Source organism: Hyphomicrobium sp. 99 (assembly GCF_000384335.2).
Lineage (GTDB): Bacteria > Pseudomonadota > Alphaproteobacteria > Rhizobiales > Hyphomicrobiaceae > Hyphomicrobium_B.
Genome location: NZ_KQ031382.1, coordinates 122,235 through 136,572, shown reverse-complemented (window position 1 = coordinate 136,572; position 14,338 = coordinate 122,235). Strand labels below are relative to the sequence as shown.

13 protein-coding genes and 1 tRNA gene are annotated in these 14,338 nt (G+C 60.4%); 7 read left to right on the top strand and 7 right to left on the bottom strand.

Annotated features, from left to right (window positions below; genetic code table 11):
- Positions 1 to 19 precede the first annotated feature (19 nt).
- The gene (locus tag G359_RS00920) at positions 20 to 517 is read right to left on the bottom strand and encodes a prolyl-tRNA synthetase associated domain-containing protein (protein WP_045834595.1); all 498 of its coding nucleotides are present in this window, start codon (positions 515 to 517) and stop codon (positions 20 to 22) included.
- A gap of 186 nt (positions 518 to 703) precedes the next feature.
- Here G359_RS00920 and G359_RS00915 point away from each other — a divergent pair.
- Positions 704 to 778 (top strand) — tRNA-Gly (locus tag G359_RS00915).
- A 218-nt stretch (positions 779 to 996) separates the two neighbouring features.
- Entirely contained in the window at positions 997 to 1,197 is a 201-nt protein-coding gene (locus G359_RS00910; RefSeq protein ID WP_045837497.1) for a hypothetical protein, read from the top strand.
- 329 nt (positions 1,198 to 1,526) lie between these two features.
- Here the strand turns inward: G359_RS00910 and G359_RS00900 are convergent, their stop codons facing one another.
- Entirely contained in the window at positions 1,527 to 1,862 is a 336-nt protein-coding gene (locus G359_RS00900) for a hypothetical protein (protein WP_082073032.1), read from the bottom strand.
- Between the two features lie 485 nt (positions 1,863 to 2,347).
- On the opposite strand from G359_RS00900, the gene G359_RS00895 reads away from it, so the two are divergent.
- The 4 genes from G359_RS00895 to G359_RS00880 all read left to right on the top strand — a co-directional run bounded on the left by G359_RS00895 (position 2,348) and on the right by G359_RS00880 (position 6,014).
- Positions 2,348 to 2,968 carry a LemA family protein gene (locus tag G359_RS00895; protein WP_045837496.1) on the top strand — a complete coding sequence of 207 codons (621 nt, stop codon included), beginning with the start codon at positions 2,348 to 2,350 and terminating at the stop codon, positions 2,966 to 2,968.
- Between the two features lie 111 nt (positions 2,969 to 3,079).
- Positions 3,080 to 3,844, top strand: coding sequence for a TPM domain-containing protein (locus G359_RS00890; protein WP_371198983.1), 765 nt, complete (start codon positions 3,080 to 3,082; stop codon positions 3,842 to 3,844).
- Between the two features lie 37 nt (positions 3,845 to 3,881).
- A complete protein-coding gene (locus G359_RS00885; RefSeq protein ID WP_045834591.1) occupies positions 3,882 to 4,502 on the top strand; it encodes a TPM domain-containing protein in 621 nt (206 codons plus the stop codon).
- 54 nt (positions 4,503 to 4,556) lie between these two features.
- Entirely contained in the window at positions 4,557 to 6,014 is a 1,458-nt protein-coding gene (locus tag G359_RS00880; protein WP_045837495.1) for an MFS transporter, read from the top strand.
- A 5-nt stretch (positions 6,015 to 6,019) separates the two neighbouring features.
- Here G359_RS00880 and purH read toward each other — a convergent pair whose 3' ends face one another.
- From purH to htpX, 4 genes are all read right to left on the bottom strand, one after another.
- Positions 6,020 to 7,603: a bifunctional phosphoribosylaminoimidazolecarboxamide formyltransferase/IMP cyclohydrolase gene (purH, locus tag G359_RS00875; RefSeq protein WP_045834590.1), complete on the bottom strand. Its 1,584-nt coding sequence runs from the start codon at positions 7,601 to 7,603 to the stop codon at positions 6,020 to 6,022.
- A gap of 104 nt (positions 7,604 to 7,707) precedes the next feature.
- Positions 7,708 to 9,426: a heparinase II/III family protein gene (locus tag G359_RS00870; RefSeq protein ID WP_045834589.1), complete on the bottom strand. Its 1,719-nt coding sequence runs from the start codon at positions 9,424 to 9,426 to the stop codon at positions 7,708 to 7,710.
- 100 nt (positions 9,427 to 9,526) lie between these two features.
- Positions 9,527 to 10,939, bottom strand: coding sequence for an RsmB/NOP family class I SAM-dependent RNA methyltransferase (locus G359_RS00865; RefSeq protein ID WP_371198982.1), 1,413 nt, complete (start codon positions 10,937 to 10,939; stop codon positions 9,527 to 9,529).
- A gap of 1 nt (position 10,940) precedes the next feature.
- Entirely contained in the window at positions 10,941 to 11,897 is a 957-nt protein-coding gene (gene htpX, locus G359_RS00860) for a zinc metalloprotease HtpX (RefSeq protein ID WP_045834588.1), read from the bottom strand.
- Between the two features lie 142 nt (positions 11,898 to 12,039).
- Between htpX and G359_RS00855 the strand changes: the two genes are divergently transcribed.
- The gene (locus tag G359_RS00855; protein ID WP_045837493.1) at positions 12,040 to 12,285 is read left to right on the top strand and encodes a DUF1674 domain-containing protein; all 246 of its coding nucleotides are present in this window, start codon (positions 12,040 to 12,042) and stop codon (positions 12,283 to 12,285) included.
- 23 nt (positions 12,286 to 12,308) lie between these two features.
- Here G359_RS00855 and acs read toward each other — a convergent pair whose 3' ends face one another.
- On the bottom strand, positions 12,309 to 14,255 hold the full coding sequence (acs, locus tag G359_RS00850; protein WP_045834587.1) for an acetate--CoA ligase: 1,947 nt from the start codon (positions 14,253 to 14,255) through the stop codon (positions 12,309 to 12,311).
- Between the last annotated feature and the right edge of the window lie 83 nt (positions 14,256 to 14,338).

The following is a 14,338-nucleotide window of genomic DNA, read 5'->3' as shown; positions in this document are numbered from 1 at the left end:
CTCGCCGCCGGTCAGATCTTCAAGATGCGGTCAATACCATGACATGGGGTTCATGGCCGGTTGATCGAATGAACCGCAAAAGGTCTTCCCGTGCAATGTTCGTCGTGGCGGTGTTTTCGAGCGGATGACAGTTGATGCTGTCTTCGGTCATCAACGCCTGATCGAACACGATCTTCACGCGCTTTGCTGTGTCGTTAATTGCAGCAAAAGCCGTCACGGCGCCAGGGGGCACGCCAAGGGCTTCCAAAAGCAACTCCGGCTTGCCGAAGGAAAAGCGTCCGGCAGGTAGCCGTTTGGAGAGGGCCTTGAGGTCGACGCGTGTTTCGGCATTGGCGATGACGAGGAACAGCGCACCTTTATCGTCCTTGAGGAAAAGGTTCTTGGTGTGGGCGCCGGGGAGATCGATCTCGATCGAACCCGTGTCGGCGACGGTAAAGGCGGGTGCGTGCTCGACGGTCTTCGTCGAAATTTTAAGTTCGTCCAAAACGGACAACAGCTGCTCGCGTGTATGGGGCATTTGATGGGGGCTCACCCTGGGATGGGGGACGTTATTATTCGAATAGATACAGGGTCTGGAGGAGGGGCTTACATTTTGTCTCATTGGGCCGCTCAATTATCGTTGCGAAGAGGCCTTGCATTGGATTGTCACTTGCGCCATAAGGCGGGTCTTCAAACGCCGCAAGGCGCTGATGCTGCTGGACATGCGGGTGTAGCTCAGGGGTAGAGCACGACCTTGCCAAGGTCGGGGTCGAGGGTTCGAATCCCTTCGCCCGCTCCAGTAACATCAAGATTTCAGAATACCTCCTGAAATCCGCACTGATTGTGCAACGCCGTATCGGCGAATCATTTTGACGTGTCCAAGCAACACTCCGATTCGATATAAGCGGGCTATTGCTCGCTTTACGAAACCGTATGGAAGGCCTGCCCATCCCCGTCGCTATAGGTAGCTCCTCACTTGGCGTCAAAACGACGCTCGCAACCAAGGAGAGAAGCCTCATGAAGACTACGTTGGGTGTCGCCTTCGCGGCTGCCGCGATGGTTCTTGGAGCCGGATTTGCCAGCGCTGCTACGGTCAGCAGCGATGTGCAGGCGCTCAAGCAGATTTCTGGTCAATCGTCGGTTAGCGAAAACGTCTATTGGCGGCACCACCGCCGTTGCTGGTGGAGACATGGGCACCGTCACTGCCGCTGGTGGTAATCATCTCAAATACGGCGCCCACGCGGCGCCGTATTTCTATCGCGGCGGCGCCGTTCGTCAGACTCGCTGGGGCCATACATCCGGAGGAAAATGCATCCGCCTTGATAGGAAAGGGTGCAAACGTGTTGAAACGCTCTGTGCAGTTTCTTCAAGCGGCTTTGGCCTGCGGAATCATGGTCATTATCATTTTCAGTATTCCGCTATTGGCCGCCGCAACTCCCATACACTTCGACATCTCGTTCGTGCGGCCTGCGCGTCTCTAGCCGCCTACCATATCTCAAAACATGCGAGATACGAAACCGGCCCCAATCGGGGCCGGGATCGATGGATCACCTGTAATAGCGGCGATGGTGCCGGCGATAATAGTAGTAATCATCGTACGGGTAGTAGTAGTCGTCGTAATACGCATCATCCCAATAGGGGCCGTAGAATCCGATCCCCGGACCCCACCAACCGCCGCCACCAAATCCGCGACGCCCTTCCCAATGGCCACCACCGTGTCCGCGGGCGAAGCCGCCATGGCCGAAGCCACCATGACCGAAGCCGCCGTGGCCCCCCCAATGACCACCACCACCGTGTCCGCCGCGCGCCTCGGCACCCGCCGAGAAGCCAGCGACGGCAATGGCCGCTAATGCGCCGCCAAGAGCTTTTTTCCAACCGTCCATATTGAGCTCCATTGCATCCGAAAAGCGATCCACTGATCGCCCTCGTGTTAAACGGAGAAGCGTGCTCAGAGTTGTCATGCATTTATGGCAGTACAGCTTAGCCATTATTGGAATTCAGCTGGTTTCCTGCGTGCCATTCCAGCCCACCGCGGGTGTCATCTGTGCAACGGGGAAGGTGAACTTGAGGTTCTGTTTCGGCGACGCGGTAGGGGTATTCAACCCATTCTGGATAGCTGCACTGGACGCCGCGAATGGCAGCCTCGGTGCTCGAAGCATTCGGGTTACCGGAAAGGCTACATGCCAATCAGTTTTGTGGTGAACTTATTAAAGTTTTTAGCCGTTTGCCTCTGCGCCAAGGATTCGGCGCAGAATTTGAGGGCCCATTGGGGATGGCCAGACCAACAACCGGCTTGCAAAATCCGTCCTACAACGTCCATTACCCGCAGCCGAATGGGATTCGGTTCAACGATGGGGTCCGTCAAATCATGAACGCAGTGACAAGAACTTTCATTGCTCGTCCGATCGCGCTCCTGGCGATCATCATGGCGGGCCTCTCTATGGCGGGATGCGGTATCAATACCATCCCAACTGAAGAGCAACGGGCAAAGGCCGCTTGGAGCGAAGTTCAGAACCAGTACAAGCGCCGCTCGGACCTTATTCCAAATCTCGTCTCATCGGTGAAGGGCTTTGCTGATCAGGAGAAGAGCGTTCTGACTGAGGTCACGAAAGCGCGCGAGCAGACGACGAATATTCAGCTGCCTCCCGATATTATCACCAATCCGGAAGCAATGAAGAAATTCCAGGATGCGCAGGCGACGCTCAGCGGCGCGCTCGGGCGGCTCATGGCGGTCGTCGAACGCTATCCCGATATCAAGTCGGGTCAGAACTTCCTTGCTCTGCAAAGCGAACTTGCCGGCACGGAAAACCGTATCGCCATCGCGCGCCGCGATTACATCGAAGCGGTAAGAAGCTATAACACCGAGATCACGACGTTCCCCGGACGGCTGTGGAAGATGGCGCTTTATCCGCAGGCGAAGGAAATGGCGACGTTCGATATCTCGCCGGAAGAACAGAAGGTTCCGAAGGTCGATTTCAGCAAGCCGTAGCATTTAAAGCCCGCAACTTTGTGAGGGTCTCGTCCGATGGCTGGCGCTCCGAACGCCGCTCGGTCTTTCACGTTGTACAATGAGCGTCGCGCGTTGGCTCGCGCGATGCTTATGCTTTTGTTTGCGGTCCTGCCCGTGCTCTTCGCGCCGGCTTTCGCCGAACCGGTCTATCCGCAACTCACCGGGCGTGTGACGGACGAAGCCGGACTGCTCACACCCGAAGAAAAGGCCGAGATCGAAAAGACTCTCGCAGATCTCGAACAAACCTCGACCGATCAGCTTGCGGTCGTCACGGTCAAATCGTTGCAGGGGTATCCGATCGAGGACTACGGCGTCGGCCTCGGCCGGAAATGGGGCATCGGTCAGAAGGGCAAGGACAACGGCGCTCTGCTCATCGTTGCGCCGAACGATCGCAAGGTTCGCATCGAGGTCGGGCGGCGGCTTGAGCCTTTCATGACCGACACGATGTCGGCTCTGATTATCGAGAATGCCATTCTTCCGAAGTTCCGGAGAGGTGACTTCAGCGGCGGAATCAAAGACGGCGTCCGCGATATCAAATCGGTTCTGCTTGGCGACGCGGAAGAAGTGAAGCGGCGCGCCGCCGGTGGGCGCACACCGCAGGACGATCCGATGGAAATGATCCACCTCGTCCTCTTTTTGCTCATCGTCGCCTTCGTCATCTGGGTCAATTACCGGCAGGCCCAGGCGGTGCAATCGGGTGTGCCCGGCTCTCAGCGTCGCCGCGGCGGCATCGTCGTCATCCCGGGCGGCTCAGGGAACTGGGGTGGTGGGTGGTCCGGCGGCGATAGCGGCGGTGGCGGCTGGTCGGGCGGCGGCGGCGACTTTGGCGGCGGCGGCGCTTCGGGAAGCTGGTAGCAATGATCGAGTCGATGCAAAAAGGCGGTCGCGCACGATGAACTTAATCAGCGCCAAAGACGCAGATCGCATTTCCGCGGCCATTACGGACGCCGAGCGCAATACGTCCGGAGAGATCGTTGCGGTCGTCGCCGATCAGAGCAGCCACTATCAGCATATTCCGTACATGTGGGCTGCGCTGTTGGCCCTCGTTATTCCGTGGCCTCTGATCCATTTCACGTGGATGCCCGTGCAGTGGATCTTTCTCATTCAGCTGCTCGTCTTTCTTGGGCTGCTCACGCTTGCTTGGCATCCGCGTGTGCGCATGTCGCTCGTGCCGAGGGCGATTTTGAATGCGAACACGCGCCGGCGCGCGAGCGAGCAGTTTCTCGCGCAGAACCTGCATACGACCGAGGGCCGGACCGGTGTCCTCATTTTCGTGTCGCTTGCCGAGCAGCGGGTCGAGATCATCGCCGATAGCGGCATCGATGCGCTGGTGCCGAACGGCACATGGCAGAAAATCGTGGACGAGCTGACGGCCGATATCGGCGCGGGGCGCGCGGTCGAGGGGTTCGAGCGGGCTATCAGGAAAATCGGCGAGCTGCTCGCCGCACACTTTCCGCCGGGAGATGCCGATCCGAACGAGCTTCCCGATCATTTGATCGTCTTGCGGGGCTGATACGGTTCGATGATCGGCGGCTGGGTCCGCCGGGCGAATAAAGAGGGGAAGACCATGGCGACGTTCGATCTCGGCGGCTCGCATGAGCAGGTCCCCTCGGTCGCGACCGACGATGACGTTCGCGCTCCCCTTCGCGCGCGTGTCTCGTGGATGCTTTACGACTGGGCCGTGCAACCGCATTACACGCTCGTTCAAACATTTCTGTTCGGTCCGTATTTTGCGAACGCCGTCGTTCAGAACTCCGTTTGCGGCTCGTTGATCGCGGAAGGCAGCGCGCATGCCGCGTGCGGTCAGGCGCTGTGGGGCTATGGGGCGTCTGTCGCCGGACTGCTGATCGCTATCCTCAGTCCGCTGCTCGGTGCGGCTGCCGACGGGCGTGGCCGGCGCAAGCCGTGGATGGCCGGGCTGTCGCTCGTCTTCCTTGCGGGTCTCAGCGTACTGTGGCTCGGCGTGCCCGATGCAAATCTGACGACCATCCTGATCGTACTCGCGGGCTTCGTCATGGCGACACTTGCGGCCGAACTGATGAGCGTTTTTTCGAACGCCATCATGACGGGCCTCGTGCCACGCGGCGAGCTTGGCCGGTTGTCGGGCACGGGCTGGGCAGTCGGATATTTCGGCGGGCTCGTCAGTCTGGCGATTGTCGCTGGCTTGCTGGTCCCGATTCCGGGGGATGCAAAGACTCTACTCGGACTCCAACCGCTATTGACGCTCGACGGCACCTCTCATGAGAGCGATCGCATAACTGGGCCGTTCGCGGCGATCTGGTTCGCGATCTTTATCATTCCGTTTTTCCTGTTCGTTCCGGATCGGCGACAAGCGGTCAGCGCGCATCCGGAGCGCTCGGCGTTGGCCGAGCTTTGGGACACGATCAAATCGCTTCCCTCAATGCCAAGCCTTCTGATCTTTCTGATCGCACGCATGCTCTATACCGACGGGCTGACCGCCATCTTTGCTTTCGGCGGCATCTACGGTGCCTCGGTCTTCGGCTGGGGACCGCTGGAGCTTGGAATTTTCGGCATCATTCTGACGTTGGTCGGAGCGTTCGGCGCGCTCTTCGGCGGCTGGCTCGACGACAGTGTCGGGCCGAAGACCGTCATCATCGTCGCGCTCCTAGCGTTGATCGTCGGCGCAGTCGGCATTCTATCGGTCGATAAAAATCACATTCTTTTCGCGATGGAGGTCGCGGAGAAGGTCCCCGGGTCGAAGCCTTTCTCGTCGCCGGGCGAGCACGTGTTTCTCGCGTTCGCTATTCTCGTCGGCATTGTCTCGGCGCCGGTGCAAGCGGCGAGCCGGTCGCTGCTCGCGCGCATCGCGCCGCCGGACAAGATCACCCAGTTTTTCGGACTGTTTGCGTTCTCGGGAAAAGTAACGGCGTTTCTCGCGCCGTTCTTCGTTGCTTTGGTCACGGTCGAGACGGGAAGCCAGCGGATTGGCATGTCCGCCGTGCTCGCGTTCCTTGCAATCGGCGTCCTGCTGATGCTGTTCGTCAGGATGCGCGCAGCGCGTTGACCGCCTTAGTGCCGGAAGTGCCGGACCCCGGTGAAGACCATTGCGAGCCCGCGCTCGTCGGCGGCCTTGATCACTTCGTCGTCGCGCATCGAGCCACCCGGCTGAATGACGGCTGTTACGCCAGCCTCAGCTGCCGTGATCAATCCATCGGCGAACGGGAAAAACGCATCCGAGGCGACGACTGATCCGACGGTCAGCGGCTCATCCAAGCCTTCGGCTTTTGCGGCTTCACCGGCCTTCCAAGCGGCGATGCGGGCCGAGTCGACACGGCTCATCTGACCCGCGCCGACGCCAACGGTCGCGCCATTTTTCGCATAGACGATGGCGTTCGACTTCACGTGCTTTGCAACCTTGAACGCGAACCGCAGGTCTCGCAGTTCAGCTTCGGTCGGGGCGCGTTTCGTCACGACTTTCAATTCGAGATCGTCGGCGTTGCTCGCGTCTCGTGACTGAACGAGGAAGCCGCCCGCAACTGATTTGAAGCTGAGGGCTTCAGCACGCGAGTCCGCAAGGCCGCTCGTCAGCAGCAGGCGGAGATTTTTCTTCGCTGCGAAAATTGCTTTCGCTTCATCGGTTGCGCCGGGTGCGATGACGACTTCGGTGAAAATCTTGGTTATTTCACCGGCTGCTTCGGCATCAATTGGCTGATTGAGTGCGATGATGCCGCCGAATGCGCTCGTCGGATCGCAGGCGAGCGCTTTGCGGTAGGCATCTGCAAGCGAAGTCCCCGTGGCGACGCCGCACGGATTGGCATGTTTGATGATAGCGACGGCGGGCACGTCGGACGCGAATTCGGAGACGAGTTCGAACGCGGCATCGGTATCGTTGATGTTGTTGTAGGAGAGTTCCTTGCCCTGCAACTGCTCGGCCGTTGCGACGCCGATGCGGCTTTCAGCCGAGAGATAAATGGCGGCCGATTGATGTGCATTCTCGCCATAGCGCAGCGCTTGGCCGAGCTTGCCGCCAAACGCGCGGAATTCGGGTGTTGCCGTGCCGATCTCGCGCGCAAACCAATTGCTGATCGCGGCGTCATAGGCTGCGGTTCGTGCGAAGGCTTTGGCGGCGAGCGCCTTGCGGAGTGCGAGCGTCGTCGCGCCGTTGTTGCCCGCGATTTCCTCGAGCACGCGATCGTAATCTGCCGGCTCGACGATGACGGTGACGCTCTCGTGATTTTTCGCGGCGCCGCGGATCATCGCCGGGCCGCCGACGTCGATGTTCTCGACGCAATCGTCGTAAGGGGCGTTCTTGGCGATCGTGGCCTCGAATGGATAGAGGTTCACGACAAGGAGATCGATCGGCAGAATGTCATGTTCGCGCGCGGCTTCGTCGTGAACGGCGTTGCCGCGAATGGCGAGAAGGCCGCCGTGCACTTTGGGATGCAGAGTCTTGACGCGGCCATCCATCATTTCGGGAAAGCCCGTCAACTCGGAGACGTCCTTAACCGCCAGGCCCGCCGATTTGAGCGCGGTTGCCGTGCCGCCGGTAGAGACAAGCTCAATGCCGCGGTTTTTCAAAGCTGTGGCGAAAGAAATGAGCCCAGTCTTGTCGGAGACTGAAAGAAGAGCCCGGCGTATTTGTTGATCGGCCATGTGCATCCCAGTGTGTTCGCAATGGCGGTTAGCACGACGCGTTTGGCAAGGCTATCCCGCGCGTAGATCTGACGCGCAAAGCGTCGCAACCAGCCTCTGGCCGATCAGATCTGGCGGCCGTTTGGCCGTTCCGCGTGAACCGACCAACGGACCTCCGTCTCGCCGAAGGTCGTGCCGCGGAGCACGATTTGCAGGCTTGGGCGCGGGCCGGCGCTGTCCACAAAAAACAGGCTTTCTTCGATCGACAATTGAGCGGCCTCGCTGGCGGTTGCGAATAGCCAAGTTTCGCCATCGCGGAGTGTAATCCGGCAAGCGCCATGCCCGGCCGGCCGACAGAGGCAATCCGGGTGAAGATGAAAGTGAATGGCGTAAGGAAGGTCCTGCTTGAGGCGGAGCGTTCCTTTCGGCGGCTCGAGAATGTCGACGCCTTCCAATCGGTCGCCGTCGGCGGAAAGAGTAAGGCGGCGCGCGTGGATCAGGCCGAAGCGTTTGAGATAACCGTCATGGTTCGCCGTGAGCTGGGCATCCGCCGGGCCGTTGTTGAATTCGAAGTTGACCTGGTCCGGCCCGCGGATCGGCAGACCGTCGACCATCGTTTCGAGCTGTTCATGCCGGATGAGACGCGAGGACGATGTTTCGGCGAGGCAGAGCGTGTTGTGGCTTGCTGTGGCCCGCGCAACGGAATCCCAGTCGTGATCGGCGGGGCCCGGAAATCCGCCGTTCGCGAAAATCAGATGATGTCGTGTCGTCATTTCAAAGGAGAGCGCGCCCGCCTCTGCTTGCGTCGAAAGTTCGAGCGGCGGAGGAGAGCCGACATCGGTGAGGACGATCGTTTTGCCGCGTTCAAGGCGGGCATAGCCTGACGAACGCGCGACCGGCATGAGATCGAGTTCGCCGCTGGAATAGCCAAGAACCGTTGCGAGCGCCGCGGGCGAACCTGTGCTGACGCCATTGAAGCGCGCGAGCATGCCGTCGCCAAGGCGCATGAAACGCAGAAACTTCAGCGACTTTTTAATCGCCGCGTTGATCTCGTCAGGCGGCGGTAATGCGCGCGAGTTGAAACACTGGCCGAGCGGCAATAGGTCGAGGACGAGATCGGACAGAACGCTGGCACTGCGGCTGACGTGTCCGCCGTCGTCGAGAATCTGGCGCGTCAACTCGACGATGAGCGCCGCTTCCGCTTCCTTCAATTGCCGATCGTGTCCTGAAACGGAAAGCCCCGCCAGGACGAGTGCAATCAGGCAGACCATGCGTGGCACGCCGTCAGGGGCGTTGCGCCATGTGGTTTTGAGCGCAACGATCTGCTGGCCCATGCTCGACATGATCTGCGTGTAGGAGCGGGCGTCGAGATTTTCGAGCAACATGTTGGCTTGCGATATCCACGAGATCAGCCGGCGCGCGATGACCTCGGGCTCGTAAGCGATGCCCTGCGAGATGCGCTTCAATGCGATCCATTCGAGGACCAACTCTCGCGCCGCGGTGGCGGCCTCTTCTTCTTCCGTCGCCGCCAAATGCCGTAACCAGCCGAAACCGTGGAGCTCGCGCTCCCAGGCTGTGCTCGGCGCTGTTACGCGAAATGCCGAGGCGCCCTTCAGGTCTGCGATCTCGGACGCGAGGCCAAAGTGGCCGTGTGTGATTTCCGTCCAGAAGCTCGGGTCGGCGGCGCGGAGTTCTTGCGGCACGATCAGGATCTGATCGGTGCCGTTGCCTGCGTAACGCCATCGCATCAGCGGCGATGAGAGCGTGAACGTCACGGCCCGGCGGCGGAGGCGCTCAACCGAAAGGGAGCGGATCTTCAGCCGTTCCGTAACATTGAGGCTCAAGGGGAATTGCTCCTGCGTCGCGCAAACTGGCCCGATCCGAAGATTGGAGTATCCCCGGACCGGCGCCAAAACAAGGCACGCGGGTGCATAGGCTGTTAGCTCAGGACGACTTCACCAGGGATGCCGCGTAAAAGCCGTCGAGGCCGCGCAAGCCTTCCGGCAAGTCCGCGAAGTGCGATGGCACTGTCCTGAGATCGCCGTCCCGGGTTCGCCACGGCATCGGGATCGTCGCTTCATCGAGCATGATGGGGCGGCGCGCGAAATTGGTGTGGCGGGCGAGGAAGGCATCGACTTGGGCTTCGCCTTCCTCGGGTTCCAGTGAACACGTGCAATAGACCAGGGTGCCACCGGGCTTCAAAAGATCGGCGGCGCGGTCGAGCAGTTTGGACTGCAGGGCTGCGAGGGCGGCGACGTCTTCCGGGCGTTTCAGATACAGAATATCGGGATGGCGGCGGATCGTGCCGGTCGATGTACACGGGCTGTCGAGAAGGATCGCGTCGAACTGCGTCTCAGACGTGAACGTCAGTGCGTCGGAGACGACGGTGTTCGCGGAAAGTCCGAGACGCGTGAGATTGTCTCTGAGACGCGACAATCGTCCGGCTGATTTGTCGACGGCCGTCACTTCTGCACCGGCGGCCGCGAGCTGCGCGGTCTTGCCTCCGGGAGCGGCGCAAAGGTCGAGCACCGAGAGGCCTGCGACATCGCCCAACAGCTTTACAGGGAGTGCTGCGGCGGCATCCTGCACCCACCACGCGCCCACGCTGTAGCCAGGAAGTTCCTCGACGCGTCCCGCCTGGGCGCACCGGAGCGAACCGGTCGGCAGCACGATGGCGCCAATGCGCTCGGCCCACAATTCGGGATCGGATTTGACGGTCAAATCGAGAGCAGGTTCGACCAGCGACGCACGCGCGATTTGCCGAGCCTCTGCCGCGCCATATGTTTTGCTCCAACGCGAGAGCAGCCAGTCGGGAAACGTTAGCGCGACGTTGTCGAGAGATTCAAGACGGCCCTGGCCGGTCTCGCTCAAGCGCCGCAAAACGGCGTTGACGAGATTTGCAAAGCGTTTGCCGTTGGTGTCGGCGTGGCATTGATCGACGGCAAGAGAGATCGCGGCGTGCGGCGGCGTTTGAAGCAGCAGAAGCTGGGCCGCGGCCGCGAGAAGGATTTCGTCCAAACGGCCGATGTGTTCGGGGAGCGGCTTGGCGATGTAGGTGCTGAGGACTGCCTGCAGGGCGCCGCGATTGCGGAGAGCCGTCGTGGCGATGAGACGGGCAAAGGCGCGGTCGCGGGGCGCTAGATCGCGTCCCGCGGAAACGGTCGCGAACACGTCGTCGAACGGACGATGTTCGATCAACACGGAGAAGAGCGCCGAGACCGCGACGTCGCGCGTCTTCAGTCCGTCGCCCGCGGGTGATGCAGGTTTAGCGACTGCGGCCTTCGGTTTATGATCGCGTTTGAGGCGCGCTCCAGCTGGTGCGGAGCGCGGACCGTTTCGTTTTATATTGTTTGGCACATCAGCCCCAAGGGTTCGGCGGTTTCGTGTAGTTCTGTCCGCCGATCCAGACTTCGCCGGAACTGCTGGTGCGACTGCCGGTCTCTATGCCGGAGGCGCCGCCCATCTCGCGCGATAGCGCTTCGAGCGCGGCGATACGATTTTCGACATTCGGGTGTGTTGAGAAGAGATTGTCGACGCCGTGGCCGTTCAGCGGATTGATGATGAACATATGCGCTGCTGCCGGGATCGCTTCTGCTTGCTCGTTAGGAATCCGGCGCGCCGCGCCATCGATTTTTCGGAGTGCGGAGGCGAGCCAAAGCGGCTTACCGCAGATCATCGCGCCGAGACGATCGGCTTGATATTCGCGGGAACGGCTGATCGCCATCTGCACGAGGCCTGCAGCCATCGGCGCGAGGATGATGGCGGCGAGCGTACCGATCGTGCCAAGCCCGCTACGATCGTTATCGCGGCCGCCGCCGAACAACATGCCGAACTGCATGTATTGCGCGACCATGGAAACCGCGCCGCCGATCGTCGCGGCGACGGTCATCGTCAACGTATCGCGATTTTTGACGTGCGCGAGTTCGTGCGCAATCACGCCCGCGAGTTCGTTGCGGTCAAGCGTTTCAAGAAGGCCAGTCGAAGCGCAGACGGCCGCGTGCGACGGGCTGCGACCTGTCGCGAAGGCGTTGGGCTGCGGATTGTTCATGATGTAGACGCGCGGCATCGGAAGATCGGCGTTGCGCGCCAAATCGCGCACGATGCGATAGAACTCCGGAGCCGTCGCTTCGCTGACTTCCTGGGCGTTGAACATGCGCAGGACGATGGAATCCGATTTCCATAGGCTAAACGCGTTCATTACGAGCGCGAAAAAGAACGCGATGACGAGGCCGGCATGGCCGCCGATGGCTGCGCCGAGCGCGACGAAAATCGCCGTCATTGCTGCCAGCAGCAGCGCGGTTCTGGCATAGTTCATAGGCATTTGAGCATACTCGCGACACGTGGTCCTGAAGCTAGTCTACAACCTTACAGTCGCGTATATATGGTGTCTGAAGAATTCCATAAAGGCGAGCGCCGAAAAAGGCAGCGAAACCGATCCAAAAGGACGTTTTCTCGACATGACAGCCGAAGATCGGACAGGCGACGACGGGTCTGGCGATAAAGGGTCAGCCGAAGCTCAATCGCATTCGACCACTCCGCGCGTGCTGACGCCCGAAGCTCGCCGTGCGCTCGCAGAGGCGGAAGAGCGGCGTCAGAAAATCGCTGCCGAACCCAAGGCGCCGCGTGAGCTGGGCGGCAGAGAAGGTCCTGAGCCCACGCGTTTTGGCGACTGGGAGAAGGGCGGCATCACATCTGATTTTTGATGCCGCCGCCGGTGACGTTGGCGCTAGATGACGCGCCGGTTTTGGCGATTGGAGATCAGATCGTCGACGACGGCCGGATCGGCCAGCGTAGAGGTATCTCCCAAGCTGCCGAAATCATCCTCCGCAATCTTTCTCAAGATGCGGCGCATGATCTTGCCTGACCGCGTCTTCGGCAGACCCGGTGAAAACTGGATGAGATCAGGCGAGGCAATCGGACCGATTTCCCTGCGGACATGGGCAACGAGATCTCGTCTCAGGGCGTCATCACCATCTTCGCCCATGTTGAGCGTCACGTAGCAATAGATGCCCTGGCCCTTGAGGTCGTGCGGGTAGCCGACGACGGCGGCTTCTGCGACCTTCGGATGGGAGACGAGCGCGCTTTCGACTTCGGCCGTGCCCATGCGGTGGCCGGAGACGTTGATGACGTCGTCCACGCGTCCGGTGATCCAGTAATAACCGTCATTGTCGCGGCGGCAGCCGTCGCCAGTGAAGTACATTCCCGGATAGGCGGAGAAGTACGTTTGCACGAAGCGGTCATGATCGCCGTAGATCGTGCGCGATTGACCTGGCCAGCTGTCGAGCAGAACGAGATTGCCTTGCGCCTCGCCGCCGAGGAAATGACCCTTTTCGTCAACGAGGGCGGGACGAATGCCGAAGAAGGGCTTCGTTGCGGAGCCGGGTTTCAAATCCGTGGCGCCGGGAAGCGGCGTGATGAGTATGCCGCCGGTTTCGGTTTGCCACCACGTGTCGACGATCGGGCATCTGCTGTCGCCGACGACGTGATAATACCACTCCCAGGCTTCGGGATTGATCGGTTCGCCCACTGAACCCAGAAGGCGCAAGGAGGACCTGTCCGTCGATTTGACGAGCGCGTCGCCTGCACCCATCAACGAGCGAATTGCTGTCGGCGCCGTGTAGAAAATCGTGACTTTCCACTTGTCGACGACGTTCCAGAACCGCGATGCATTTGGATAAGTCGGCACGCCTTCGAACATCAGCGTCGTCGCGCCGTTCGCAAGCGGCCCATAGACGATGTAGCTGTGCCCGGTTACCCAGCCGACGTCCGCGGTGCACCAATAGATATCGTCTTCCTGATAGTCGAAAACGTATTGGTGAGTCATCGAGGCATAGACGAGATATCCGCCCGTCGTATGCACGACGCCCTTCGGCTTTCCTGTCGAACCCGACGTGTAGAGAATGAACAGCGGGTCTTCGGCACGCACTTCCACCGGCTTGCATTCCGCGGGGACGGTCGCAAGCTCTTCATGCAGCCAGAAATCGCGGCCCTCTGTCCACGGAACGGGATTGCCCGTACGGCGGACGACGAGCATCTTTTCGTCGCCGCTGCATTTCGCGAGCGCCGCATCGGCGTTCTTCTTCAAGGGAACTGTTTTACCGGCGCGAAGAGCTTCATCGGCTGTGATGATGAGCTTCGAGTTCGCGTCTTCGATGCGGTTTTGAAGGCTGTCAGGTGAAAACCCGCCGAAGACGATCGAATGAATGGCGCCGATCCGCGTGCAGGCGAGCATGGCGTAGGCTGCTTCGGGAATCATCGGCAGATAGATCGTGACGCGGTCGCCCTTTTGGACGCCGTGCTTCTTCAGCACGTTGGCGAAACGCTGCACGCGGTCGTGGAGCTGGCGATACGTGATTTGTTCGCTCTCGTTCGGATTGTCGCCTTCCCAGATGATCGCAACTTTGTCGCCGCGCTTTTCCAAATGGCGGTCGATGCAGTTGGCCGATACGTTAAGCGTACCGTCTTCGTACCATCGGATGTCGACGTTGCCGGGCGCAAAGCTCGTATTCTTCGCCCGCGTATAGGGCTTGATCCAATCGATGCGTTTGCCGGCGTCCGACCAGAATCCCTCAGGGTCGGCTACGGACCGATCATACATCGTGCTATAGGAATCTGCGTTAATATAAGCCCGCTCCGCCCACTGGGGGGGCACGGCGTAGACTTTGTCCGACATTAGAAGCGCTCCTCCGATTGGCCGTCTGAGACGCGGCCATTTTCCCTATTATGCTGTGGCGAGCGCCGGTTCACAACATGATC